The sequence below is a fragment of the Mesorhizobium qingshengii genome (genome assembly GCF_900103325.1).
GTDB classification, from domain to species: Bacteria; Pseudomonadota; Alphaproteobacteria; order Rhizobiales; family Rhizobiaceae; genus Mesorhizobium; species Mesorhizobium qingshengii.
Genome location: NZ_FMXM01000036.1, coordinates 1 through 25910, shown reverse-complemented (window position 1 = coordinate 25910; position 25910 = coordinate 1). Strand labels below are relative to the sequence as shown.

General features: G+C 61.3%; 28 protein-coding genes and 1 pseudogene. 24 read left to right on the top strand and 5 right to left on the bottom strand.

Features of this window, described 5'->3' with window-relative positions; all coding sequences use genetic code 11:
- From tkt to BLS48_RS32170, 3 genes are read right to left on the bottom strand one after another with little or no spacing between them, the layout of a single operon-like run.
- On the bottom strand, positions 1-2013 hold the full coding sequence (gene tkt, locus BLS48_RS32180; RefSeq protein ID WP_038655239.1) for a transketolase: 2013 nt from the start codon (positions 2011-2013) through the stop codon (positions 1-3).
- Between the two features lie 10 nt (positions 2014-2023).
- Complete coding sequence (locus tag BLS48_RS32175; RefSeq protein ID WP_038655236.1) at positions 2024-2896, bottom strand: phosphoribulokinase; 873 nt, start codon at positions 2894-2896, stop codon at positions 2024-2026.
- 15 nt (positions 2897-2911) lie between these two features.
- A complete protein-coding gene (locus tag BLS48_RS32170; protein WP_091586311.1) occupies positions 2912-3955 on the bottom strand; it encodes a class 1 fructose-bisphosphatase in 1044 nt (347 codons plus the stop codon).
- Positions 3956-4073: 118 nt separating this feature from the next.
- Between BLS48_RS32170 and BLS48_RS32165 the strand changes: the two genes are divergently transcribed.
- The 22 genes from BLS48_RS32165 (at position 4074) to BLS48_RS32060 (ending at position 23278) form a co-directional block, all read left to right on the top strand.
- Complete coding sequence (locus tag BLS48_RS32165) at positions 4074-5009, top strand: LysR family transcriptional regulator (RefSeq protein WP_038655233.1); 936 nt, start codon at positions 4074-4076, stop codon at positions 5007-5009.
- Positions 5010-5123: 114 nt separating this feature from the next.
- Positions 5124-6581: a sigma-54 dependent transcriptional regulator gene (locus BLS48_RS32160; protein WP_038655230.1), complete on the top strand. Its 1458-nt coding sequence runs from the start codon at positions 5124-5126 to the stop codon at positions 6579-6581.
- A 178-nt stretch (positions 6582-6759) separates the two neighbouring features.
- The gene (locus tag BLS48_RS32155) at positions 6760-7002 is read left to right on the top strand and encodes a hypothetical protein (protein WP_084791870.1); all 243 of its coding nucleotides are present in this window, start codon (positions 6760-6762) and stop codon (positions 7000-7002) included.
- A gap of 97 nt (positions 7003-7099) precedes the next feature.
- Positions 7100-8194: an NADH-quinone oxidoreductase subunit B family protein gene (locus BLS48_RS32150; RefSeq protein ID WP_244529994.1), complete on the top strand. Its 1095-nt coding sequence runs from the start codon at positions 7100-7102 to the stop codon at positions 8192-8194.
- Positions 8195-8241: 47 nt separating this feature from the next.
- Positions 8242-9840: a nickel-dependent hydrogenase large subunit gene (locus tag BLS48_RS32145; protein ID WP_038655224.1), complete on the top strand. Its 1599-nt coding sequence runs from the start codon at positions 8242-8244 to the stop codon at positions 9838-9840.
- A gap of 93 nt (positions 9841-9933) precedes the next feature.
- On the top strand, positions 9934-10248 hold the full coding sequence (locus BLS48_RS32140) for a hypothetical protein (RefSeq protein WP_013896579.1): 315 nt from the start codon (positions 9934-9936) through the stop codon (positions 10246-10248).
- Positions 10249-10289: 41 nt separating this feature from the next.
- Positions 10290-10610: a hypothetical protein gene (locus tag BLS48_RS32135; protein WP_038655219.1), complete on the top strand. Its 321-nt coding sequence runs from the start codon at positions 10290-10292 to the stop codon at positions 10608-10610.
- 10 nt (positions 10611-10620) lie between these two features.
- Positions 10621-11097 carry a hydrogenase maturation protease gene (locus BLS48_RS32130; protein ID WP_038655216.1) on the top strand — a complete coding sequence of 159 codons (477 nt, stop codon included), beginning with the start codon at positions 10621-10623 and terminating at the stop codon, positions 11095-11097.
- Positions 11094-11408 carry a hypothetical protein gene (locus tag BLS48_RS32125; protein ID WP_038655214.1) on the top strand — a complete coding sequence of 105 codons (315 nt, stop codon included), beginning with the start codon at positions 11094-11096 and terminating at the stop codon, positions 11406-11408. Before BLS48_RS32130 ends, BLS48_RS32125 begins: the two co-directional genes overlap by 4 nt.
- Positions 11409-11496: 88 nt before the next feature.
- The gene (locus BLS48_RS32120; protein WP_240565210.1) at positions 11497-12534 is read left to right on the top strand and encodes a tetratricopeptide repeat protein; all 1038 of its coding nucleotides are present in this window, start codon (positions 11497-11499) and stop codon (positions 12532-12534) included.
- 23 nt (positions 12535-12557) lie between these two features.
- On the top strand, positions 12558-12770 hold the full coding sequence (locus BLS48_RS32115) for a hypothetical protein (protein ID WP_038655211.1): 213 nt from the start codon (positions 12558-12560) through the stop codon (positions 12768-12770).
- Positions 12771-12790: 20 nt separating this feature from the next.
- Positions 12791-13006: a hypothetical protein gene (locus BLS48_RS32110; protein WP_240565216.1), complete on the top strand. Its 216-nt coding sequence runs from the start codon at positions 12791-12793 to the stop codon at positions 13004-13006.
- 1 nt (position 13007) lies between these two features.
- The gene (locus tag BLS48_RS32105; RefSeq protein ID WP_038655204.1) at positions 13008-13880 is read left to right on the top strand and encodes a NifU family protein; all 873 of its coding nucleotides are present in this window, start codon (positions 13008-13010) and stop codon (positions 13878-13880) included.
- Between the two features lie 173 nt (positions 13881-14053).
- Complete coding sequence (locus BLS48_RS32100) at positions 14054-15067, top strand: NHL repeat-containing protein (protein ID WP_240565209.1); 1014 nt, start codon at positions 14054-14056, stop codon at positions 15065-15067.
- Positions 15064-17487, top strand: a complete 2424-nt coding sequence (gene hypF / locus BLS48_RS32095) for a carbamoyltransferase HypF (RefSeq protein WP_051727014.1) — start codon at positions 15064-15066, stop codon at positions 17485-17487. Before BLS48_RS32100 ends, hypF begins: the two co-directional genes overlap by 4 nt.
- 2 nt (positions 17488-17489) lie before the next feature.
- A complete protein-coding gene (locus BLS48_RS32090; protein ID WP_038655199.1) occupies positions 17490-17771 on the top strand; it encodes a HypC/HybG/HupF family hydrogenase formation chaperone in 282 nt (93 codons plus the stop codon).
- A gap of 12 nt (positions 17772-17783) precedes the next feature.
- Positions 17784-18473 carry a D-sedoheptulose-7-phosphate isomerase gene (locus BLS48_RS32085; protein ID WP_038655527.1) on the top strand — a complete coding sequence of 230 codons (690 nt, stop codon included), beginning with the start codon at positions 17784-17786 and terminating at the stop codon, positions 18471-18473.
- A complete protein-coding gene (gene hypD / locus BLS48_RS32080; RefSeq protein ID WP_038655196.1) occupies positions 18470-19627 on the top strand; it encodes a hydrogenase formation protein HypD in 1158 nt (385 codons plus the stop codon). The genes BLS48_RS32085 and hypD overlap by 4 nt, the downstream gene beginning before the upstream one ends.
- Positions 19624-20691 (top strand): hydrogenase expression/formation protein HypE, encoded by a 1068-nt coding sequence (gene hypE / locus BLS48_RS32075; RefSeq protein WP_091586307.1) that lies wholly within the window; start codon positions 19624-19626, stop codon positions 20689-20691. The genes hypD and hypE overlap by 4 nt, the downstream gene beginning before the upstream one ends.
- A gap of 9 nt (positions 20692-20700) precedes the next feature.
- Positions 20701-21039, top strand: a complete 339-nt coding sequence (gene hypA / locus BLS48_RS32070; RefSeq protein WP_038655190.1) for a hydrogenase maturation nickel metallochaperone HypA — start codon at positions 20701-20703, stop codon at positions 21037-21039.
- The gene (gene hypB, locus BLS48_RS32065; protein ID WP_084791869.1) at positions 21039-22106 is read left to right on the top strand and encodes a hydrogenase nickel incorporation protein HypB; all 1068 of its coding nucleotides are present in this window, start codon (positions 21039-21041) and stop codon (positions 22104-22106) included. Before hypA ends, hypB begins: the two co-directional genes overlap by 1 nt.
- Before the next feature lie 98 nt (positions 22107-22204).
- Complete coding sequence (locus tag BLS48_RS32060) at positions 22205-23278, top strand: HoxN/HupN/NixA family nickel/cobalt transporter (RefSeq protein ID WP_038655521.1); 1074 nt, start codon at positions 22205-22207, stop codon at positions 23276-23278.
- A gap of 405 nt (positions 23279-23683) precedes the next feature.
- On the opposite strand, the gene BLS48_RS35860 is transcribed toward BLS48_RS32060, so the two are convergent.
- Positions 23684-23953: a hypothetical protein gene (locus tag BLS48_RS35860; RefSeq protein WP_051727011.1), complete on the bottom strand. Its 270-nt coding sequence runs from the start codon at positions 23951-23953 to the stop codon at positions 23684-23686.
- A 9-nt stretch (positions 23954-23962) separates the two neighbouring features.
- Positions 23963-24184, bottom strand: a complete 222-nt coding sequence (locus tag BLS48_RS36415; RefSeq protein WP_051727010.1) for a hypothetical protein — start codon at positions 24182-24184, stop codon at positions 23963-23965.
- 16 nt (positions 24185-24200) lie between these two features.
- Here BLS48_RS36415 and BLS48_RS32055 point away from each other — a divergent pair, with 16 nt between their 5' ends.
- Entirely contained in the window at positions 24201-24791 is a 591-nt protein-coding gene (locus tag BLS48_RS32055; protein WP_051727009.1) for an amino acid ABC transporter ATP-binding protein, read from the top strand.
- 16 nt (positions 24792-24807) lie between these two features.
- Positions 24808-25910: pseudogene (locus tag BLS48_RS32050) on the top strand (M20 family metallo-hydrolase); the annotation flags it as partial.

Sequence of the window (25910 nt, the reverse complement as noted above, 5' to 3'; positions counted from 1 at the left end):
TCAATCCTTCTGAACAACTGCACAAGCGGCCGCGGCAATCGCCTCGGCTGTGATCCCGAAATGCCTGTAAAGCTCCGCCGCCGGTGCGCTGGCGCCAAAGCCGGTCATTCCAACGAAGGCGCCACCTTCACCAATCCAGCGGTCCCAACCAAGGCGCGCCGCCGCCTCGACGGCTATGCGCGGGGCTGTTCCCAGAACCTCGGCGCGATAGGCTTCGTCTTGTTCTTCAAAGAGTTCCCAGCAGGGCATGGAAACCAGGGCAACCCGCATATGATGGCGCTCCAGCAGCAAGTCAGCGGCCGCGCGGGCGATCTCGACTTCCGAACCGGTGGCAATCAGCGTCACATCACGCCGGCCGACGGGCTTGCGCATGAGGTAAGCCCCTTTGGCGGAGCGGCTGGCTTCGGGAGCCTTCGTGCGCAGCATCGGCAGGTTCTGCCTCGACAAGACCAGCACGCTCGGCCGGTGCTTTGATCTTAGCGCCAGCTCCCAGCATTCGGCTGTCTCGATGATGTCGGCTGGACGGAAGACGTTGAGGTTGGGCGTGGCACGCAGCATCGCCAGATGTTCGACAGGCTGGTGCGTCGGCCCATCCTCGCCAAGTCCGATGGAATCGTGGGTCATCACATAGATGACGCGCTGGCCCATCAGCGCCGAGAGCCGCATTGCGCCGCGCGCATAATCGGCAAAGCACAGAAACGTCCCGCCATAAGGGACAAGCCCGCCATGCAGCGCCATGCCGTTCATGGCCGCCGCCATGGCGTGCTCGCGGATGCCATAGTGGATGTAGCGGCCGGAAAAGTCGCCCGGTGAGACGCGAGCCATGCCCTTGGTGATGGTCAAGTTGGAATGAGTAAGGTCCGCCGATCCACCGACGGTCTGCTGCGTCGCCTCGTTGATGACACCCAGGGCCAATTCAGAGGCCTTGCGGGTGGCGCAGTTGGTCGCTTTGTCGAAATGCTGCTGGCGGAAGGCCTCCAGCGCCTCGAAGAGGGCTTCGGGAAGGTCGCCAGCCACCGCACTTTCGAACTCCCGGCGGCGCGGCGAAGCGGCAAGCCGCGCCTCCCACGCCGCACGCGCGGTTTGTCCGCGTGCCGACGCGGTGCGCCAGGCGCGCAAGACTTCGCCGGGGATCTCGAAGGGTGGATGATCCCAACCAAGGTTTGTTCGTGTCGCGGCGATTTCGGCCTCGCCGAGCGGCGCGCCATGGGTTTTTTCCGAACCGCCCAGGTTCGGCGCGCCCTTTCCGATTGTGGTTCGGCAAGCGATCAACGTCGGCCGGTCAGACGTCCGTGCCTGCTTCAGCGCCGCCGCGATTGCCTCCAGGTCGTGGCCGTCGATCGAAAGCACGCTCCAGCCGGCGGCCTGGAAGCGCATCGGTTGGTCCATCGACGTCGCCAGCGAGGTCGGACCGTCGATGGAGATGCGATTGTCGTCCCACAGCACGATCAATTTCGCCAGGCCGAGATGGCCGGCAAGGTCAATCGCCTCGTGGCTCATCCCCTCTTGCAGGCAGCCATCGCCGGCGATGGCATATGTGTAGTGGTCGACGAGACCGGCACCAAACCGGGCGGCAAGCATGCGCTCGGCCAATGCCATGCCGACCGCCGTCGCAATGCCCTGGCCAAGCGGACCTGTCGTGGTTTCGATGCCAAGGGCATGGCCGTATTCGGGATGCCCGGCGGTGCGGCTGCCAAGCTGTCGGAAGCGCTGCAACTCCTCGATCGGCATGTCTTCGTAGCCGAGCAGATAGTGCAGCGCGTATTGCAACATCGAGCCATGGCCTGCCGACAGAACGAAACGGTCGCGGTCGGGCCAATCGGGACGCGACGGGTCGATTTGGAGGAAGCGATTGAACAGGATGGTGGCAACATCGGCCATGCCCATCGGCATGCCGGGATGGCCGGAATTTGCCTTTTGAACCGCATCCATGGCGAGCGCCCTGATGGCGTTCGCCATCAGCTGTTCATCGGCCTTGGCGGGGGCGGGGTTGTCGATCGCGATCTGGTTCATCTCAGCTTCCTCAGTTGGCGCGGCGCTTGCGTTCGATCAGTTGCATGATCAGCGGTGTGAGGATCAGCTGCATGGCTAGGTCGAGCTTGTTGCCCGGCACGACGATCGAATTGGCGCGCGACATGAACGAGTTGTGGATCATCGAAAGCAGGTAGGGGAAATCGATGCCGCGCGGGTTGGCGAAGCGGATGATCAGCATCGATTCGTCAGGTGTCGGGATCCAGCGGGCGACGAATGGATTGGAGGTATCGACGATCGGCACGCGCTGGAAATTGATGTCCGTCTTTGAGAATTGCGGCACGATGTGGCGCACATAATCGGGCATGCGCCGAAGGATCACGTCCACCACGGCTTCGGTCGAATAGCCTCGCGTGGAGCGATCGCGGTGAATCTTCTGGATCCATTCAAGGTTGATGACCGGCACGACGCCAATCTTGAGGTCAGCGTGTTTGGCCAGATCGACCCTCTCGGTGACGGCACAACCATGCAGGCCCTCATAGAAGAGCAGGTCACTTGGGGCGAACTCGCGCCAGGGTGTGAATGTGCCGAGCTCGCAGCCATAGAGCTCTGCTTCCGCTTCATCGTGAACATAGGTTCGCGTGCGGCCGGTGCCTCTCGACCCATACGCCTCGAAGACCTCCTGGAGCGCATCGAGTTCGTTGGCCTCGGCGTTGAAATGGGTGAAGTAGGGGTTGCCACCTTTCTCGTCCTCGGCAACCTTCACCTTCATCGCCGCGCGATCGTAGCGGTGGAATGCATCGCCCTCGATATACGCGGCATCGACATTTTCGCGACGGAAGATCTGCTCAAAGATGCGCTTGACCGACGTGGTGCCGGCACCTGAGGAGCCCGTGATCGAAATGATGGGGTGCTTGGCCGACATCTTGTGCTTCCCTGATCAGGCCCGAAATAGGCCACGGTTGCCAAACAGCGGTGAACGCTCGGCTATCGCGCTTGGCTCGGTATGGTAGCGGGCAACGCGCTCGACCTCCCTGGCGGAGCCGAAGACGAGCGGCACGCGTTGGTGAAGGCCGGTCGGAATGATGTCGAGGATGCTGCAAAGCGCATTGGTCGCGCGTCCGCCGGCCTGCTCCACCAGCATCGCTATGGGGTTGGCTTCGTAGACGAGCCGCAGCCGGCCGCTCGCATAACCGGCACGGCTATCGGCGGGATAAAGAAAGACGCCGCCCCGCATCAGGATGCGATAGACATCGGCGACAAGCGAGGCGATCCAGCGCATGTTGAAGTTCTTGCCGCGCGGACCTTCCTCGCCCTTCAGGCAGTCATCCACATAGAGCCGCACGGCTTCTTCCCAATGGCGGTAGTTGGAAGCGTTGATGGCGAACTCCTGGGTGCGTTCGGCCACTGCCACGCTCTCATGGGTCTGAACGAAGGTGCCAAGTTCTGGCGAGAAGACGAAGGCGTGGGTGCCGTGGCCAAGCGTCAGAACCAGAACCAGCTGCGGTCCGTAAACGAAAAAGCCTGCTGCGAGCTGGCTGCTGCCTGGCTGGAGAAAAAAGGCGGCCGGGTCGATGCCGGGCGCGCCAGTCGCTGGGAGAAGCGAAAATATCGTGCCGATCGACACGTTGACGTCGATGTTGGACGAGCCGTCCAGGGGGTCGATGGCCAGCGCGATGCGGCTTTCTGGGTCGAGTGCGACCGGCGCGATCCGCTCTTCGGAGGCGACGCACCGCACCGGCGCCCGGCGCATGGCTTCCAGAAAGATCTCATCGGCATGAAGGTCCAGGTGCCTTTGGGTATCGCCGTCCGCGTTGACCGTTGCGTTGGTGCCGCCAAAGGCGGCCCCCAGAGGGCCAGAGCGGATGGCGTTGTTGATCGCAAGGGCGGCACCAGCCAGCGCCGCCACTGTTGCGAGAACGTCGCCATCATGCCCTTGCTGTTCGTGCGACGCCAAAAAGGCCTCGAGTGTCGGATTGCTCATTTTCCCCTCCCGATCCCGCGATTGCCGCCGCAGATCTGAAGACGGTTGGAACAGCCCGATATGGGTTAGTAAACTTTAATCTATTTACGACCGAGATAAGTTCTGCTTACTTCAGCAGATGCGCAACATCACGCTCCGTCATCTTCGCATCATCTCGGCCATCCACCGAGAGGGGAAAATCATCAATGCTGCCAAGGCGTTGGGACTGAGCGGACCGGCGGTGACGTTACAGCTTCAACAGGTTGAAGAAGAGGCCGGAATTCAGCTTTTCGAACGCGCTCCGCAAGGCGTGCGTCCGACTGACGCAGGTTTGACCTTCATCGAAGCGGCACACGCCATCGATGAGCGATTGCGCCTGCTCCAGGAGGAGATTGATGCCGTCAAGGGTATCAGGAAAGGGCATTTGATCGTCGGCGCGGTCTCCACGGCGAAGTATTTCGCTCCGCAGATCATTGCTGGCTTCAAGAAGGAATTTCCCGATATCGAATTGAAGCTGGTGATCGGCAACCGGGCCGAAACCATTGCAAAGTTAAAAGACCATGTCCTTGATATTGCGCTGATGGGGCGACCGCCACCGGACCTGCCGGTGGAGGCCAAAGTATTCGGCGACCACCCCTTGATCATCGCGGCCGCCCCCGATCATCCGCTGGCACGGGCGCGCGACATCACCAAAGCCAGGATCGCGAAGGAGCATTTCATCGTGCGCGAACCGGGTTCGGGCACGCGCATGTCGTTCGAACGGTTTCTCGGCGACATCCCCGGGCGATTGGAGCAGCCGGGAACGGAGATGGATTCCAACGAAACGATCAAGCAGGCCGTGATGGCTGGACTGGGCGTTGCCTTCATCTCCGCCCACACCATAGCCTTCGAGGTCCAGGCCGGACGGCTGTCGGTGCTCGATGTGGTGGGGATGCCAATTCGCCGCCAATGGTTTTCGGTGGTGCGCAGCGACCGCGTCGTGACGCCAGCCATCGGGGCGTTCTGCGCCTTCCTGGCGCGCAAGGGAGCCGCTTTCCTGCCGGTCTCGGCGAAACTCTATCCGGAGGTCCGCTAAGACCCTGTGTCGGCGCATAACCCGCTCTGTGTTTGGCAGGAAGCAGCCATTCATGACAATTGAAGCCGTCACGCCCTTTTGCTAACAAGGTGCGCAAAATGGAAACCAACTTATATGGATGAACCGGGCACCGTCGTTATCGTATCGCGCCAGGGCAGCGACTGGACGTGGCCGCTTCATGTGCTGGCCGAGCGTTACGCATACCGTGTTGTCCTGGCGCACTCCTTTTCTGAAGCTCTGACCACGATGGCCACCATCCACGTCGATCTGGCCATAGCGGAGGATCATGAGGGGGAAGATGCCGGTCTCACCTTCCTCACCAGCCTTCGGGTGTCTCATCCCGACATCACCCGCATCTATGTGACGTCGAAATCGGACTGCATCTCGGAGCCGGCATTGTCCCAGGCAGCAATCTATCAGTTTCTGCTGAAGCCGGTTGATGCTTCGCAATTGGGCCTGCTTGTCGAAAGAGCACTGGAGACCCGCGAACTTGCACGCCGCCATCGCATCCTGTCTCGGGAGTTCAAGATTTCGGGCGACGGACTGATCTTCGGTGAGCGCAAGAATGCCGCCTTCAGAGCGGAGAGCCAGCGTTTCGAAAAACTCGTCTATGTCAGCGCGAAAATGGCTGAATTGTGCGATCTGGCGCGGCAAGCGGCCAAGACCGAGCTGCCGATTCTCATCGAAGGCGAGACGGGCACGGGCAAGGAACTGCTGGCCAGGGCCATCCATTACAACTCAATGCGCCGGGCAAGTCCTCTTCTCGTGCAGAACTGTGGCGGCGTGCCCGACGAATTGCTGCAGTCGGAATTGTTTGGACACAAGCGTGGATCCTTTACCGGGGCTATCTCGGATCGGCTGGGTCTGTTTCGCGCCGCCGACGGCGGGACGGTTTTCCTGGATGAGATTTCCGAAGTGTCGCCGTCCTTTCAGGTGAGCTTGTTGCGATTTCTCCAGGAGGGCGAGGTCAAGCCCCTTGGCTCCGACAGGGTCACACACTGTGATGTTCGCATCATAGTGGCATCCAACCGGCGCCTGAAAAATCTGGTCGCGCGTGGCGAGTTCCGGCAGGATCTCTATTTCCGTCTGAAAGGCTTTGAGTTCGAAGTCCCTTCCCTGAGAGAACGCCCCGAAGACATTGGACCCTTGGCGGAGTTCTTTGCGGCAAAACATGCCGATGCCATTGGCCGCAAGATTCTGGGAATCACGGCCAACACCATCGAAAAGCTTTCCAGCGGCGAATTTCCAGGCAATGTCCGGGAACTGGAAAATGAAATTCGCCGCATGGTGGCTCTCGCCAAGGATGGCGAGTATCTGACGACGCGCAACATGTCAGCGACGCTCCTTGCTGCGCCGCCCCGGCGCAGTTCGGAAGCCGTTGCCTTTCTCCCGGAGGGCGTGACGTTGAAGGACCAGGTGGAAAGCCTCGAAAAGCAGATCGTCAGCAGGGCGCTTGTTCGCAATCACTGGAATCAAAGCCGCACGGCAAACGAACTCGGGCTGTCGCGGGTTGGTCTGGCAAACAAGATCAAACGCTACAGCTTGAACGAACACGGCCAGCAACACCAATGACGGCGAAGCCGTAGCGACAGGCTCCTGTCGTTGGCAATCGGTGATGCTGGATGTTGCGACGACAGGCTTGGCGAGGCGGGCACGTGGCTGCTAGCAGGTGGCTGCTCGAACGCGGGTGACAAATCGGTCATGTCCACCCTATGCTCAAGCTTTGAGCGCGGACGTTTAGGAGAGCGCCATGAGCCACACCGACGAACCCTCATCACCGCCGCAACCAGACATAATTCCTTTTCCGCAGTCCCGGGTTCTGCCTTCAAGCCGTCTCAAGCCGATCAAATATCTGGGGCAGGGGGCAATGGCAAAAGCGATCGGCGCGCCTGAACGGCAGGCGACGGGCCACTGGTGCAGTCGCTGCCAAGGCATCTGGTATGGCTATCTGCTCGAAGTCACCTGTCCCGCCTGCGGCAATCGTCACGGGTAGAAAACAGGTCGTGACGTCCTTGGCGTCGTTCACAACCTAGTTTCCAACAGCAAAGTTAGTTTGCAGCTTGGGACCCGCGCCTATTCGGCGGCCTGATTTGTGCGGGACACGCCAATGTATTGATAACAAACGATTTCCTGATCATCTCGGCCGGCTGGCACGGCGCTTGCTTCACATCAATCGGAGGCGTGCATACGGCAATGCTTCGTTACAGGCTGTGGAGGAGAGAATGGCCAATCTTTTGTGGCTCCAGGGTGGAGCATGCTCCGGCAATACGATGTCGTTTCTCAATGCCGAGGAACCGAGCGCGTGCGATCTGGTTACCGACTTTGGCATTAATGTGCTGTGGCATCCCTCGCTCGGGCTCGAGCTAGGCGAGAACCTGCAAAAGATGCTGAAGGCGCTGACCGCAGGCACGCTGGCGCTCGACATTTTCGTGTTCGAAGGCACGGTGGTGAACGCCCCCAACGGGACAGGCGAATGGAACCGCTTTGCAGGCCGTCCCATGCGCGACTGGGTAAGGGACCTGTCCAAGGTCGCCAATTTCGTCGTCGCCGTTGGCGACTGCGCGACGTGGGGCGGCATCCCCGCGACCGCGCCAAACCCGTCCGAAAGCGAAGGCCTGCAATTCCTCAAGCGCGGCCATGGCGGCTTCCTGGGCAAGGATTTCAAATCCAAGGCCGGTCTGCCAGTAATCAACATTCCAGGCTGTCCGGCTCACCCCGACTGGATCACGCAAATCGTGGTCGCGGTCGCAACCGGCCGCGGTGGTGACCTCACCCTGGACGAATTCCAGCGCCCGAAGACCTTTTTTACGTCCTTCACGCAGACCGGCTGCACCCGCAACATGCACTTCGCCTACAAGGTTTCGGCGACCGAGTTTGGTCAGCGCAAAGGCTGCCTGTTCTACGATCTGGGCTGCCGCGGGCCGATGACGCATTCGCCGTGCAACCGCATTTTGTGGAACCGCCAATCGTCCAAGACCCGAGCGGGCATGCCGTGCATGGGCTGCACCGAGCCCGAATTCCCTTTCTTCGATCTGGCTCCGGGAACCGTATTCAAGACACAGACCGTCATGGGCGTCCCAAAGGACATGCCGAGCGGGGTCGACAAGACCGGTTACATCAAGCTGACGGCCGCAGCCAAGGCTGCTTCGCCGCGCTGGGCTGAAGAAGACATCTTCGTCGTCTGAAGTCACCGATTGCTAGAATCCAATTTTCCAGGGAGGTCCGGAAGACCATGTCAGCCGCTGTTCAAACACTTGATATTTCTCCTGTTGGCCGCGTCGAGGGCGATCTCGACGTGCGCGTCGACATCCAAAATGGCGTTGTCGTCAACGCTTGGACGCAAGCCGAACTGTTCCGCGGGTTCGAGATTATCCTGCGCGACAAGGATCCGCAGGCGGGGCTGGTCGTCACACCGCGCGCTTGCGGTATCTGCGGCGCTTCGCACCTGACCTGCGCGGCCTGGGCGCTCGATACCGCATGGAAAGCCGAGGTTCCCCGCAACGCCATCCTTGCGCGCAATCTCGGGCAGATCGTCGAGAGCCTGCAGAGCTTGCCAAGACACCACTACGGCCTGTTCATGATCGACTACACGCACAAGAACTATTCGCATTCGAAATACTACGAGGAGGCGGTCAAGCGCTGGTCGCCATACACCGGCACCAACTATGAACTTGGCGTGACGATCTCTGGACGACCCGTCGAAATCTATGCCCTGCTGGGCGGCCAGTGGCCGCATTCGAGCTACATGGTGCCTGGCGGCGTGATGTGTGCGCCCACGCTTACTGACGTAACCCGGGCCTGGTCCATCCTCGAGCATTTCCGCCGCAACTGGATGGAGCCGGTTTGGCTGGGCTGCTCCTTCGAACGGTACGAGCAAATTCGCTCCTATGACGATTTCATGGCCTGGCTTGATGAGCGCCCCGAGCACGCGAATTCGGATCTGGGCATGTTTTGGCGCATGAGCGTGGACGTCGGTGTCGACAAGTATGGCAAAGGTCATGGGAAGTACGTTTCGTGGGGCTACTTGCCGCATGAGGACAAGTACAATCGGCCGACGATCGAAAACCGCAACGCCTCACTGCTGATGAAAAGCGGCGTCTATGACGGGGCGGCCGATACCCATAAGCTGATGGACCAGGTCCACACAAGAGAGGACGTCTTGCATGCCTGGTACGATGAGCCCAGCGGAAAGCATCCGTTCGAGCGCACGACAAAGGCCGTCGGCAAGAATCCCGTCGAATACGATAATCAATACTCATGGTCGACCGCGGTGCGCCATGACAACAACGGTCGGCTCGAAGCTGGACCTCTGGCCCGCCAGCTGATCGCAGGTGGTAGCCATGGCGAAAGCTGGCAGCATCACGACCCGCTTGTTCTTGACATGTACAAGAAGCTTGGCGGGGCCAGTGTCATGCTGCGTCACTTCGCCCGCATGCACGAGGGCGTCAAGCTCTATCGCCAGGCCGAGCACGCGCTGCGCGAGTTTCGCCTCAATGACCCGTGGTACGTCAAGCCGACGGAGAAGGACGGCCGCGGCTGGGGCGCCACTGAAGCCATCCGCGGCGCGCTTTGCCATTGGATCGAGGTGCAAAACGGCAAGATCAAGAACTACCAGATCATCGCGCCGACCACTTGGAATGTCGGGCCGAGATCGGACGGTGGCGAGCTTGGCCCGATCGAGCAGGCGCTGATCGGCACGCCGATCGCGGATCCAAGTGATCCCGTCGAAGTCGGCCATGTCTGCCGCTCGTATGATTCCTGTCTTGTCTGTACCGTGCATGCCCATGATGCCAGCACCGGGACAGAACTCGCACGCTTCCGTACGGCTTGATCCGACGCAACGCGTCGAGCGCGCTCAGCCTCGATCGTCCGGCCGCGCGCCGGACGATCGGATCTGCTGCACACGAACCCGGGAGCGCAGGCAATGAATAGCGAGCAACAGCATGCTTTGCTGCGCAAAATGGCGCAATTGATGCAAGGCGGGCTAAAGACGCAGACCGAACCTTTTCCCGAAACGGAAAAGGAGTTTGCCGCGATTTTGACCGAACTGCGTCAGCTCAAGGCCGACGACATCGAGGGCAAGATGGTCATCAGCGGCTTCGTGGATCAACCCTACGGCCCTGACAAGCAGCGCTGCATGGAATGCATGTATTACCTCGTCCACCGAGAATGGTGCGACCTGCCGGAACTGGCCGTGCCGGTCGATGCCGATTGGTGGTGCAGGCTTTGGCGCATCTAGGCCCTTGCAGTCACCTTAGGCCCGCGCGGTAGGAGGAGCTGGTGGCGAACGAAACCAACGACGAGAATGTGGCGGCCCAAATCCGCTCTTTGCTTGCTGGCGGCTTGAAGACCGAAGTTTTTCCACGCGCCGACGACCAGGACAGCGTCGCCGAGATCCTTGGCCGGTTGCGCGAGGCTGGCGGCGACATTACGGCTGGATTGGTGATTGCAGGCTTCACCCTCCAGCCCGTGGAGCACGGCGGCATCGAACAGGCCTGCGAGACCTGCATGTACTATCTGGTCCACCGGCGCTTCTGCGAGCTTCCCGAACTCGCCGTTCCCGTTGAACCGCAGTGGTCCTGCCGCCTCTGGCGCATATGAGTGCACCGCTATGATCATCGTCATCGGCTGCGGAAATCTGAACCGGCAAGACGATGGGGTGGGCATAGAGGTCATACGCGCATTGCGGCAACGCAACCTTGAAGGACCGGATGTCAAATTGCTGGACGCGGGGACGGACGGCATGTCGGTCATGTTTGCCGCGCGCGGTTGCACGACCTTGATCGTGGTCGATGCGTCAAAAACCGGCGTGACGCCAGGCGCCATTCACGAGGTGCCTGGCGCGGTCCTTGAACGCCCCTATGTCGCCGGTCTCAACCTTCATGATTTCCGCTGGGACGCGGCCGTTTATGCCGGACGGCAGATTTTCCGCGAGGAGTTTCCCACCGACGTGACGGTCTTTTTGATCGAGGCCGCCGAACTTGGCCTCGGCATAGGGCTGTCGCACGATGTCTATGCGTCGGCTCAGCAGGTTTCACGGCGCGTCGAGGTGCTCATCGGCGAAAGGTTGGCCAAGGTGCCCGCATGAACGCGGCCCCCGCCAGTGTGCAGGTCCGGCGCGGCGGGCTCTATCTGTCTTCGGCAACATGCGACCGATACTTTGCCGGCCTGGAGAGCGTCATTCTGCTGCGGCGCGACGACGATCTGGTGATCCTGCCGGTTCGTCACGCCGCGTCCGGCGGCTATCTGCTGAAGCGTCGCAACGGTGCCGGCGACCGCGTGGTCTTTGCGCCGGATTTCTTCCGGGAGCATGGAATTGATGATGAAACGGTGCGCGAATTTTTCGCGCACTGGGAGCCGGAGCAGGCTGCGCTCGTTGCCAAAGACATGTTTTTGTAAACTAAGTTGTCAGTTGGTAATTTAAGTAGACAGCTTTGGAAAACTCGGCTAGCATTTTGCCAAGATAATAAGCTGCGCCAAAGCAGCCGTGGAGGAAACCCAGTTGCAAAGCACTCGCGCCGAAGACGAGGTGCGCGCAGCAATTGCTGCGGCAGAAGACGAATCGGCGAGCCCCGCCGAGCGTGCCGAGATGCTCATGGAAATCGCCATGGGGCTCCAGCAGCGCCCCAAGAACGCTGAGCAGATCCTGGCGGCAGTCGACCTCTACGATCGCGCGCTCAGTGTCTGCCCGCAGGACGAACGCCTGCTCGCGGCTCGTATCTTTGCCCGCAAGGGCACGGCTCTTTTGATCCTCCCAGACGAAGGAACGGCAGCGTTGCAACAAGCGCGCGCTGCCTTCGAGGCCGCCATGCCATCGCTGGTCGATTTCGGTCGACCAGAAGAATTGGCAGAGGCCGAAATGAACCTTGGTCTGGCGATCCAGAATCTGGCCGGCCAGCACAAGGCCCGCATCACCGACGCGATTTCGGCCTATCAGCGGGCCCTGCGCACGTTCGACAAGGCACACTTCCCAAAGGAATTCGCCATCCTGCAGAACAATCTGGCGACGGCGTTTCTCTCCATTCCGTTCACCGATGCCAGATCCAAAATGCGCGAGGCGCTGGCCGTGCAGGCCTTCGAAGAAGGCTTGAAGATCGTCAATCTGATCGATCATCCCGCCGAATACGCCATGTTGCAAAACAACCTCGGCAATGCCCTGCAATACGCATCCTCAAGCCATACGCTGGAAAACAATTTGCGCGCGCTCGACGCCTATGACGAAGCGCTGAAAGTTCGTCTGCGGGCCACGATGCCGCTCGAATATGCCAACACGGTCGCCAACAAGGCGAATTGCCTGTGGAATCTTCCCGACGACCCGGAACGGCCCGAGGACGGCAACCGCGCCAATGTGCGCGCCGCTCGGGAGTATTATCGCGAGAGCCGGGAGATTTTCAGCGCCAGCGGGCAGGCCGAGAAGGCGCGTACCGTTGCCGAGGCCCTCGAGCAGATCGAACGTGAACTGCTCTCGTCAGCCCCTGGCGATAGCGATCAACAAGGTGGCGGTGAACACCGCCATCTCAACTGAACCGAACTCAAGGAGACTATGACGTGGCAGGAGTTGAACTGACGGCAGCTGGCGCGCTGCTTGCGCTCATCATCGGATTGGTCTGCTCCGGCATCGGCGGAGCCATCGGTGGCATCGCGATTGGCGGAAAATCACTGGGCAACGAACTCGCCGCCATGATGGGCAGTTTTTACGGCCCGATCGCTGGCGTGCCGGGACTGGTCGCCGGATTGATCATTCTGGCGCTGATCGGCTGAGGGGGCAAATCGTGTTGGAAATGGCAAAAAGCTCGATCACGCTCTTCTTTCGGGGAAAGCTCTTCTCCGATCCCGGCAAGGTCTATCGCCAGACAGCGATAGGGGCGACCATCACCGCCCTGCTTGTCATTGCCCTCGCCAAGGCCGGCTTGCCGTTGGCGGCCGCAGCAGGACTCGCCTGCCTGATTGGCGGTGCCTTGCAGCCGTACCTGTTCAAGAACCTCAAGTACCGTTGATATGAACGCGATCGATCAGATCCCGACCAAACGTGAGGATCTCGCCGGTCTTGCCGGCGACATCGAGCGTGTCGAGGCGATCTTTTCGAGTTGGGACGAGACACAACGCAACGCGGTGGAAGCCTACCGCCGCGCCATAGAGGACCTGCATGGGGAGGCGTTGCGACGGCTGGTGCGGGGGCTGAAGGATGAGCCGGCCGCGCTCGCGGCGATGAAGCAGGCGGTCACCGACGAGGTCGTCTACGCGGTGCTGCGCCGTCACAACATCCTCAAGCCCAGCCTCAGCGAACGCGTAGAGGCGGCGTTGGACGGGGTGCGCCCGATGCTTGCCTCGCATGGCGGCAATGTCGAGTTGGTCAACGTCAGGCCGCCGGCGATCGAGGTGCGGTTCGTCGGTGCCTGCGACGGCTGTCCGGCCTCGGCCCTCACGTTCCATGCGGGTGTAAAGAAGGCAGTCGAGGAAGCCTGTCCCGAGATCACCGATATCATCCAGATCAAGGGCATGAGCAACGCTGCCGACAATGACAGCGTCCGCTTCGTCAGCCCGTTCGCGCTCGGCGCCGTCGGCGGCTGGCATTTGGTGTGCCGTCTCGATGAGATCCCGCAGGGCGGCATCAGTGCCGTCGTGGTGGGTGGGCAAAATGTGATCCTATCGCGTCAGGAGGGGGTGGTTTCGTGCTTCCAGAATGCCTGCGCGCACCTTGGCATGGAGCTGGACGGCGGCAGCATCGATGAAGGCATCATCACCTGTCCATATCATGGCTTCCGGTATGACCTTTCCAGCGGCGAGTGCCTGACCGCGCCCGAAGTGGCGCTTCAGTCGCATGCCGTGCGCGTCATCGGCAATCGTGTCGAGGTGAGGCTGTCGTCATGATGCGCATCTCCCTGGCACCCGATTACCGCCGTCCTCTCCCGGGCAGCGTAACACAACAGCTCCTTGACCCGCGTGGCGCGCGAACCGTTCTGGGCGACCAGATCGCTTCTAACGGACTCCCCGATCCTATCAGGCCTCAGCCAAATTCGCTGTTTGGGCCGCGTGGCGTCTGCTTGGCACCACATGGTGGGCCGTTCTTCGTTGCCGATACCGGCCATCATCGGCTGATGATCTGGAACAAGGTGCCGCAAGCAGACAATGCCGACGCGGATCTGCTGATCGGCCAGCCTGATTTCTACTCCGAAGGCCGCAACGCGCATGGACCGCTCGGTCCCGCCACGTTGAACATGCCGACGGGCGTATCGAGCGATGGCAAGGTGCTCGCGATTGCCGACGCGTGGAACCACCGTGTGCTGATCTGGCGCACACTGCCCGAGCATTCGAACCAGCCGGCGGACCTGGTGCTCGGGCAGGCGGATTTTTCGAGCGGCGCCGCCAACCGCGGCGAGGCAACCGCCGCGGCCGATACGCTGAACTGGTGTTATGGGGTCACAATCGCCGATGGCAGGTTGTTTGTTGCCGACACCGGAAACCGCCGGGTGCTGGTCTGGAACTCCATTCCCCAGCGTAACGGCCAGCCTGCCGACCTGGTCCTCGGCCAGGCTGACGCAACGACCCGCGATGACAATGCCTCTGGGGTCGGCGGCGCTGTCGGCATGCGCTGGCCGCACAGCGTGGTTGTCGAGAACAACAAAATTCTGGTGGCGGACGCCGGCAACAACCGCATCATGGTCTGGAATTCCATGCCGAACGCCGACGGCGCGCCCTGCAGCTTCGTGCTGGGTCAATCCGGCTTCGACGGCAATGATCACAACAGGGCCTCCTATCATCCGAACAATCGCGCACTCAACATGCCCTATGGCATGGCGATCCATGACGGCAGCCTGGTTTGCGCCGACACCGCCAATTCCCGGTTGATCGGCTACCCCCTCGACGATCTGCGCATGGACAGTGCCGCTTGCGGTCTGGCCGCCCAGTCCGGATTCGCCGACAAAGGCGACAATCGCTGGCGCTTCGCCACCCGCGACAGCGTCTGCTGGCCGTTCGCATTGGCCGCATCGGGCAATACGCTGGCGATCGCCGACACGGGCAACAATCGCGTCCTGTTGTGGGAGGCGGCGTCATGAACACGCCGCTGCGGATGGCCGACGCGACGAGCAGTATGGAGATCAGGGTTCGCGGCCGTGTGCAAGGCGTCGGCTTCCGGCCGACCGTGTGGCGGATCGCCAGCCGGCTGGGCCTCGACGGCGACGTGCTCAACGACAGCCAGGGCGTGTTGATCCGCGTGCGCGGCGTCTCCTCGGTCATTGCCGCCCTTGTCGAGGAGTTGCGGGCCTCGCCGCCGCCGCTGGCCGAGATCACGGCGATCGAGACCCGCCCTTGTGAGGGCGAATTGGCGCCCGGTTTCGTCATCGTCGACAGCGAGACGGGTGCTCATGCCCGCACCGAAATATCGCCCGATGCCGCCATGTGTAGTGTTTGTGCGGCCGAAACGCTTGATCCGTTCCTGCGGCGCTACCGCTATCCCTTCACCAACTGCACCCATTGCGGACCAAGGCTGAGCATCGTTGGCGGTGTTCCTTACGACCGCGCCACCACGACCATGGCGGCGTTTCCGCTGTGCCAGGATTGCGGCGCCGAATATCGCGATCCTGCCGATCGCCGCTTTCATGCCGAGGCGACGGCCTGCCATGTCTGCGGTCCCACAGCAAGACTGATCCGCTTCGACGGCCGCGCCTTCTCCTTCGAGCAGCATTCGATGCTCGACGATGTGGACGCGGCATTGAGCCTGATCCAGAAGGGCGAGATCGTCGCCATAAAGGCGCTTGGCGGCTACCAGCTTGCTTGCGACGCCACCCGGCCGGAAGTGGTGGCTTTGCTTCGTCAACGCAAGCGCCGCGACGCAAAGCCCTTCGCGCTGATGGCCCGCGACCTCGATGTGGTTCGGCGCTATGCTACGCTCAGTGATGGAGAAGCGGCGGCCCTTGCAAGCCGCGAGGCGCCAATTGTCCTGCTTGCCGCCACCAGATCCGAAGCCCTGCCCGACGAGATCGCGCCCGGCCTCAAGACCCTGGGCTTCATGCTGCCTTCAACCCCGTTGCATCTGCTGTTGCTGCGGCGCATGGGCCGGCCGGTGGTCATGACCAGCGGCAACCTGTCGGACGAACCGCAGCTTGTCGATGACGCCGAGGCGGCAGCGAAACTGTCCTCGATCGCACCATACGCTTTGACCCACAATCGCGATATCGCCAACCGCATCGACGATTCCGTTGTGCGCCAAATGGGCGGAAAACTGCGCGTGCTGCGCCGCGCGCGCGGCTATGCGCCGGCGTCGATCGAGCTTCCGCCAGGCTTCGAGCTCGCGCCTGAAATCCTGGCTTACGGCGCTGAATTGAAAGCGACCTTCTGTCTGATCAAGGACGCCCGCGCGGTTCTGTCGCAGCACCAGGGCGATCTCGAAGACGCACTGACCTACGACGACTATCGCAAGAACCTCGTTCTCTATCGCGGTCTTTTCGATCACCGCCCGGCAGCCTTGGCCGCGGATCTGCATCCTGAATATCTGTCGGCGAAACTGGCACGCGCCACCGCCAGCTCGCAAAACCTGCCGCTCGTGGAGGTTCAACACCATCATGCGCATGCCGCTGCCTGCCTGGCTGAAAACGGACGGTCGTTGAACGCGGATCCTGTTTTGGCCATCGTGCTCGACGGGCTCGGCTACGGATCAGATGGTGCGATCTGGGGTGGCGAGTTCCTGCTCGCGGACTATCGCCGCTTCGAACGGCTTGGCACGTTCAAGCCGGTCGCCATGCCAGGGGGCGCACAAGCCATACGCGAGCCGTGGCGCAACCTCCACGCGCATGTGACGGTCGAGATGGGATGGCCGGCCTTCGCCATGAATTTTAGCGAACTGGACCTGTTTGCCGCGCTCACCGCCAAGCCGCTGGCGAGTGTCGATGCCATGATCAAGGCATCCGTCAATTCGCCCAACGCATCATCTTGCGGCCGCCTGTTCGATGCGGTCGCTGCCGCCCTTGGGATCTGTTTTGACCGTCAGGCCTACGAGGGCGAGGCGGCCGCGCGGCTGGAAGCGATGGTCTGCGCCCGCACACTTGACGGGGAGGGCGATGCTCTCGCCTATCCGTTGCCGATCCCCAACCTGAAAGGGTCAGGCCTGCCATACATTGAGCCGCTGGGCATGTGGAATGCGGTGTTTGGCGATCTGATCCTGAAGACGCCAGCCCCCGTTATCGCCGCCCGCTTCCACAAGGGTCTGGCGAAGTCGATCGCCGCCATGGCGCTGAAGCTGGCGCGCCGCGACGAGGAGGACGCCCCGGCACGTTTCGATACGGTCGCGCTGTCGGGCGGCTGCTTCCAAAACAAGGTGCTGTTCGAGCAGGTCGTGAGCCGGCTTGAGGAGCTGGATTTCGTGGTCCTCACCCATTCCCGCGTGCCCGCCAATGATGGCGGCGTCGCGCTTGGCCAGGCCGCGATCGCGGCAGCCCATCTCATCGACGCCGGCAGGGTCCGACAGAAAGCGAGCTGACAATGTGTCTTGGCATTCCTGGAAAGATCCTCAAGATCGACGATCATGAAAAGAAGTTGGCGACCGTCGATGTCAGCGGCGTCAGGCGCCAAATCAACATCGCCTGCATCGTCAACGAACACCATTGCGTCGACGACTGCGTCGGCGACTGGGTGCTGATCCATGTCGGCTTCGCCATGAGCCGCATCGACGAACATGAAGCAGCCGAAACACTGAAGATCCTCACCGAACTTGGCGAAGCGCAAGCCGAGATGGAGTCCATGCGGCTGTCGGCGGTCCATTAGGAGGACATGGAAATGTCCAGCGAGAGCGAACTGAGAGGGCTTTATCCGTTCCTGCACGGCAAGGCCCAGGATCCCGAAAAGATGAATGCGGCGCTGCTGCATTCCGTAGCGGAAAAGGCGCGCGACACGCGCGAAACCAACGAGCGCTTCTTCGCCGATCAGGCCGGCATCCTTGTCGCCGCCGCGCATGCGCTGGCGGATGTCTACCGCAACAACGGTCAGCTGTTTTCCATGGGCAATGGCGGCTCGAGCTGCGATGCGTCCCATGTCGCGGTCGAGTTTGTTCATCCCGTGACCGCCGGCCGGCCGGCGCTGGCCGCCACCAATCTCGTCGCCGATCTGGCGATGATTTCGGCAGTCGGCAACGATCTCGGCTTCGACCATGTCTTCGTGCGTCAGCTGCTGGCGCACGGCCGCAAGGGCGATGCACTGATCGGCATCTCGACCAGCGGCAATTCGCAAAACCTGGTCGCGGCCTTCGCCAAGGCCAAGGAGATGGGCGTTCACACGATCGGGCTCGCCGGCTGCGACGGCGGGCGCATGAAATCGTCAGGCACGGTCGACCATTTGCTCGTCGTGCCGTCCACCTCGATCCACCGCATCCAGGAATGCCACGTCGCCGCCTATCATATCCTGTGGGACCTCGTGCACACGCTGCTCGCCGACGAACGCGGCTCCGCCGCAAAAGGAAGCGCCCAATGAAATACACCGACGAATTCCGCGACGCGGAAAAGGCAAAAGTGCTGATCAAGGAAATCGACAAGCTTGTCGCCACCATCGAGATCGCAAGGAGCCGCCCGATCAACATCATGGAGGTCTGCGGCGGCCATACGCATTCGATCTTCCGCTATGGTCTGGAAGGCATGCTGCCCGACGCCATCGAACTGGTGCATGGGCCGGGCTGTCCGGTCTGCGTGCTGCCGATGGGCCGGGTTGACGATTGCGTGTCGATCGCCGAGCGGCCGGAGGTGATCTTTACGACCTTCGGTGACGCCATGCGTGTGCCAGGCTCGAAGAAGAGCCTGCAACAGGCAAAGGCTGATGGCGCGGATGTGCGCATGGTCTATTCGCCGATGGACGCGTTGTCGCTGGCGCGCAAGAACCCGGATCGAGAAGTGGTCTTCTTCGGCCTCGGCTTCGAGACCACCATGCCGTCCACGGCACTGACGGTGTTGCAGGCCGAAGCCGACGGCATCAAGAATTTTTCGGTGTTCTGCAATCACATCACCATCGTGCCGACAATCAAGGCGATCCTCGACAGCCCGGATCTGCATCTCGACGGTTTCCTGGGACCAGGCCATGTGTCGATGGTCATCGGTACCGCCCCATACGAATTCATCGCTGACTTCTACAAGCGGCCAATGGTCGTCGCTGGCTTCGAACCCCTCGATGTCCTGCAATCGATCTGGATGGTGCTCAAGCAGATCAAGGACGGCCGCGCCGAGATCGAAAACCAGTATGCCCGCATCGTGCCGGAAGCGGGGAACAATGCCGCGCTCACTGCCGTGGGCAAGGTCTATGAACTGCGCGAATTCTTCGAATGGCGGGGGCTGGGCTCCATCGACCATTCAGGCGTCAAGGTGCGTGACGAGTACGCCAGCTTCGATGCCGAGCGGAAATTCGCCATCCCCGGCGTCAAGATAGCCGACCCGAAATCCTGCCAGTGCGGTGAGGTCCTGAAGGGCGTCATCAAGCCCTGGCAGTGCAAAGTGTTCGGCACCGCCTGCACCCCGGAGGTGCCGCTCGGGGCGCTGATGGTTTCGTCCGAGGGCGCTTGCGCTGCCTATTACCAGTATGGCGGCGTCAAGAAGCATACCACGGTCCGGGCGGGTAGCCAGCCGGTGACCGTGTCATGAACATGCGGCCACCCCCACCCAAACGCGTGCTGGGACGGGTTTTCATCCCGACCGTGACGCTTGCCCATGGCGGCGGCGGCAAGGCCATGAAAGACCTGATCGACGACGTCTTCATCAGCGCGTTCGCCGGTGGCGCCCCTGAGGTGCTGGAAGACCAGGCGCGCTTTGATCTGGCGGCGCTGGCAAAACATGGCGACCGGCTTGCCTTCACCACCGACGCCTTCGTTGTCGACCCGCTGTTCTTCCCCGGCGGCGATATCGGCAAGCTTGCTGTCTACGGCACTGTCAACGACCTCGCGGTCGGCGGCGCCAAGCCGCTCTATCTGTCCTGCGCCGTCATTATCGAGGAAGGCATGAAGGTCGAGGTGCTGCGCCGCATTGCGCTGTCGATGGCCGAGGCCGCGCGCGAGGCGGGCGTCACCATCGTGACGGGCGACACCAAGGTCGTGCAGCGCGGCGCATGCGACAAGATCTTTATAACGACTACCGGCATTGGGGTGATCCGGCCCGGACTTGAACTCGGCATCGATCATGTAAGGCCCGGTGACGCTATCCTGGTCAACGGCCTGCTGGGTGATCATGGCGCGGCGATCCTGTGCGCGCGCGGCGACATGGCGCTGGAGGCCTCGATCGAGAGCGATTGTGCGGCTCTGCATGAACTGATCGAGTTGCTGCTGGCCGCCGCGCCCGGCACGCGCTGTATCCGTGATGCAACGCGTGGCGGCATTGCCACCGTGCTCAATGAGATCGCCGACGCCTCCGCGGTGTCGATCGAGATCAACGAGGCAGCGACGCCACTGCGCGACGAAGTGCGCGGCTTTTGCGAGATCCTTGGTCTCGATCCGCTTTATCTGGCCAACGAAGGCAAGATCGTCATTGCGGTACCGGCTGAAGAAAGTGAAGCCGCGCTTGCCGCCCTGTGCGCGCATCCGCATGGCCAGGGCTCGGCAGTCATCGGCCATGCCGGCCTCGGCGAGCCGGGGCGCGTGACCATGCAGACCTTGTTTGGCGGCCGGCGCATCGTCGACATGCTGGTCGGCGAACAATTGCCGCGGATTTGTTGAGGAAGGCCCGTGCACGAACTCGGCATCACGCGCAACATCGTCTCCATCGTCGAGGAAGCGGCGAAGGGGCGCCGCGTCAGGCGCGTGACGCTTGATGTGGGACAGTTTTCCGGGGTGATGCCCGACGCCATCCTGTTTTGCTTCGACATTGTCGCCAAGGGCACTTTGCTCGATGGCGCCCGGCTGGACATCCGCAAAATTGGCGGGCGCGCGAGCTGCCGGACTTGCCACGCAACGTTCGAGACGGCGACCCTCTACCAGGCCTGTGCCTGCGGCTCGCATGCCATCGACCGGCTGGCCGGCGAGGAACTGAAGATCCGGGAAATGGAAATCGAGGAGGCCGCCTGATGTGTGGAACCTGTGGCTGTGGCGCCAAGGCCGAAACCCGAATCCTCAACCTTCAGACCGGCAAGGAAACGGCCTTGAGCGATGAGCACGGTCATAGCCATGCGCATAGTGGCGCCATGGCGCATCGGCACGGCCACGACCATGATCACAGCCACGCCCATCCGCACGACCATGGCGACGGACATAGCCACGATCACCAGCATCCGCACAGTCATGGCCACGGCCATACTCATCCCCACGAGCATGGGCATGACCGTCATGCGGACCAAGCGCACGAGCACCATCACGATCATCCCCATGACGACGCGGAGTTGCATGGTCACGCCCATTCGCATGACCATGATCACCACGGCCATGATCATGCTGAGGGCCATGATCATCATGGTCACGAGCATCGCCACGGCCACACCGCGGTGGTCGAACTCGAAATGCAGATCCTGGCCAAGAACGATGCACTCGCGGCCAGCAATCGCGGCTGGTTCGCCGGCCGCGAGATCCTGGCGCTGAACCTTGTTTCTTCGCCCGGCTCCGGCAAGACAACGCTGCTTGAGCGCACCATCCGCGATCTCAAGGACCAGATGCTGATCTCGGTCATCGAGGGTGACCAGGCGACCGCCAATGACGGCGAGCGCATCCGCGCCGCGGGAGCTGCCGCCATCCAGGTCAACACCGGCGCCGGCTGCCACCTCGAAGCCGATATGTTGGCCAAGGGGCTGTTGGAACTGAAGCCGGCCTTCGGTTCAGTGGTCATGATCGAGAATGTCGGCAATCTTGTCTGCCCGGCGATGTTTGACCTCGGCGAACACGCAAAGGTGGTCATCCTCTCGGTCACCGAGGGCGATGACAAGCCGCTGAAGTATCCGCACATGTTCCGTGCTGCCAAGGTCATGATCATCAACAAGATCGATCTTCTGGCGCATGTCGATTTCGATGTCGACAGCGCCATCGCCAATGCGCGCCGGATAAATCCCGAGATCGTCACGCTTAGCGTGTCGGTAAAGACGGGGGAGGGGCTCGTGGGCTGGTACGAATGGCTTCACCATGAAGCGGCGCAGGTACGGCTTTAGCTCTGGACGGGCAACGTCGTAGTGCAGACTTTGCCGGGCAATCGACGGATCAGGGAGGAGAGAAAATGACGGAAGCAGCCGCGCTTACGGCCTCAGCGATGCGCCAGGAACCGACCGCGCGGCGTCTCCCCAATCCATTCGACGACCGGCCGGTCCGCGTCAAAACCAAGGCGGTGATGATCTACGTCTTGCTGGTCGGCGCCAATATCACCGCGTGGGCATGGGCTTGGGTCGCTTTCTCCGACCGGCCGGCACTGCTCGGTACCGCTTTGCTCGCCTACATGTTTGGTCTCAGGCACGCATTCGACGCCGATCATATCGCAGCCATCGACAACGTCGTGCGCAAGCTGATGCAGGAGGGCAAGGCGCCCTACGCGACCGGCTTTTTCTTCTCGCTCGGTCACTCAAGCATCGTCATCCTGGCCTCGATTGCGATTGCTGCGTCGGCCACGCTGATGCAAGGCAGACTGGAGGAGTTTCATAAATTGGGCGGGTTGATCGGGACCAGCGTTTCGGCCCTGTTCCTGCTGGTGGTCGGCATCGCCAATCTGTTCATCCTCAAGGGCATATGGGCGGCTTTCGTCCGAGCGCGCCGCGGCGAAAAGATCGTCGACGAAGATCTCGACGCCCTGCTTTCCGGGCGTGGCCTGATCGCCCGCATTTTCCGCCCGCTGTTCGGTATCGTTTCTCGCTCCTGGCACATGTATCCGATCGGCTTTCTCTTCGGTCTCGGCTTCGACACCGCCACCGAAATCGGCCTGCTGGGCATTTCGGCAACCCAAGCAACGCAGGGCATTTCATTCTGGTCGATTCTTGTCTTTCCAGCTCTCTTCACTGCCGGGATGTCCATCATGGACACAACCGATAGCGTTCTGATGACCGGCGCCTACAGCTGGGCGTTCGTCAATCCGATGCGAAAGCTCTGGTATAATCTTACCATCACAATTGCCTCAGCGGCGATCGCGATCTTTATTGGCGGCATTCAGGCGCTCGGGATCGTCGCCGACAAGCTTGGTCTGCAAGGCGGAGTTTGGGGCGTGGTTGAAGGGATCGACGGGAATCTTGCCACTTTCGGCTATGTGATTGTCGGCATCTTCGTGGTGAGTTGGGTGGTTTCTGTGATCGTCTACAGAGCGAAAGGCTACGGAAGATTGAGCATGGGGAACACATAGGCCCCGATGTGCTGGATCCCCGGCTTCGCCAGATGTGAGATTCTCTGGTTGGCCGGGGTCTGGCGTCTATGATGGGAATGTGCTGGCTGGATTCGCACATTGCTCTTGCTAACTAAGAAACCTTCGAATTTGGCTCGGCCATTGACGGCCGCTTTCCACCTGGCGACGATGTGGAGCCGGCGCTTTGATGCCCTCAGCCTGCTCCGGTTCCAGATTTACTATCGCACCAGAAACGGACGTTGACTGATCGGCGACCGCACACGACTAATCCAGCTTCGCCAACTGCAAGTGGGTGTTGAGCGCGGCCTTTGTTAAAGCCGCTCACCGGACGAGCCACGTTTTCACAGATAGCACGCTCTGGCATGAGATTGTCGAGTTGTACCATTTGCAGGATTTTGCGGACAATCAACCTGCGTCCGGCTGATCCGCGCCATGCAAGCTTTTCCTCATATGACGATGCCATAATGCAAGTAACTTGCATATCAAGCGCGGAATGAGAGCACAATTATCAGGAGAAACACAATATTCTCTCGCCATCACGAGGTAAGTCATGGCTTTGATATCTAACTCCCTGCCGCGCTTTGGCGAGCCGCTGTCGCCGGTAGAGCGAAGCTTCGTCGGTATGTGCTGGTCGTCACCGTCTTCGATAGTCTGCTCAGGCAACTGGAACGCCATCTCGATTTTTCAAAGCGCAAGGCCACCCTGTCCGATACAGCGCAACCGACCGTGATCGATCTTGGAAAACACCGTTCCCAGAAGAAGAGCCCCGAGGCCGAGCAACATCTTGAGCGCGGTGGCAAGCAGTTCGGAGGCGTAGAAGTCTTCCGGGATCTCGACCTCTTGGTCCCGACTGGACAGGTCGTTTCCATCATCGGTCCGTCTGGATCGGGAAAAGACCACGCTCATCCGCTGTCTCAACGGCTTGGAGACGCTCGACAGGGGTGTCGTCCGCCTGAAAGGAATTCCCGCTCTCGCCGGCGCGGAAGATTCGAAGGCGATCCTGGTGCAGCAGAGCAAGCAGCAGCTGCTGGACGTCGGCATGGTTTTCCAAAGCTTCAATCTCTTCCCGCACAAGACGGTGCTCGAAAACGTGATGCTCGGCCCGATCTACCACAAGCGCGCATCTCGCCCGCAGGTGGCGTCAGCGGCGCGTGGGATCCTGGGTCAGGTTGGCATGCTGGCGCACGAGAACAAGTATCCGCACCAGCTGTCCGGGGGGCAGCAACAACGTGTTGCCATCGCCCTGGCCATGGAGCCGTCGCTGCTTCTCTTCGATGAGCCGACATCGGCGCTGGATCCGGAGACGGTGGGAGAAGTTCTCCGCATCATTGCCGATCTCGCGCGCTCTGGCCGTACTATGGTGATTGTCACCCACGAGATGAAATTCGCCATGGAGGTCTCCGACAGGATTATCTTCATGGAGAAGGGGCGGATCCAGTTTGATGGCACTCCGGATGCGCTGCGGGACCGTCTGCGTCATGGAGACCGGCTGGCCGAATTCGTTCGGCTCTAACTTCGGGCTAACGGATATGAGCACGATATCGATCAACGGCGAGCGCCTGCTCAGCCGCATCCGCAGGCTCGGTGACGTCGGCCGAGATGAGAAAGGGCGACTGACGCGGCTCGCCGCCACGGATGCTGACAGGTTCGGCCGCGATGCCTTTGTCGCCTGGGCGCGGGATGCTGGGCTCGACGTGCGGGTCGACCGCATTGGCAATCTGTTCGCGATCTGGCCAGGTGGAGACAATCGAGCCTGCGCCCCGGTGATGATCGGATCGCACATCGACACGGTTGTCGATGCTGGGATGCTCGACGGTTGCTATGGTGTTCTTGCTGGGCTTGAGGTTATCCAGACCCTGAATGAACGAGGCGCAAGCCTGGATCGAACGATAGTGGTTGCAGCATTCACCAACGAGGAAGGCGTCCGCTACGCGCCCGACATGATGGGTTCGGCTGTGTTCGCGGGCACCTATCCCCTGAGGGCGGCATTGGCTTCGAAAGGCCCGGACGGCACAACGCTGGGATCGGAGCTTGAGCGCATCGGATATGCCAGAAATGAACTGTCGGGCTTCCTCAAACCTTGCGCCTATATCGAGCTTCACATCGAGCAGGGGCCAATCCTTGAGCACGAAGGTGTCCAGATCGGCGCGGTCGACAGCCTGCAGGGTATTTCCTGGTACAGGATTACCATCGTCGGCGAAGCCAACCATGCAGGCACGACGCCAATGACGATGCGCCGCGACGCTGGCCATGCAGCCGCTCGCGTGATCCACTTCCTCAATAGGCTGGCGCTCGAACAGTCCGCATCTCGTCGCCACCGTCGGTAGCCTCACCCTTGGGCCGAACGCCATCAATGTCGTGCCGGGAGAAGCTGACCTGACTGTTGACATGCGCAGTCCCGACCTCGAACGGCTGGTCGACGCGGAAAACAGGCTGGCGGCTTTCCTGGATGATATGCGCGACGAAGGCAGCTTTTCGATAACCGAAACCAAGCTTGCCGGCACCAACCCTGTGCGCTTCGATGATGGAATGGTGCGGCTGATTGAAAGGATGGCGAACGCACGAGGATGCACGGTGCGGCGCATGACGTCGGTGCCGGGCATGACGCGCAGATGCTGGCCGCGATCGCTCC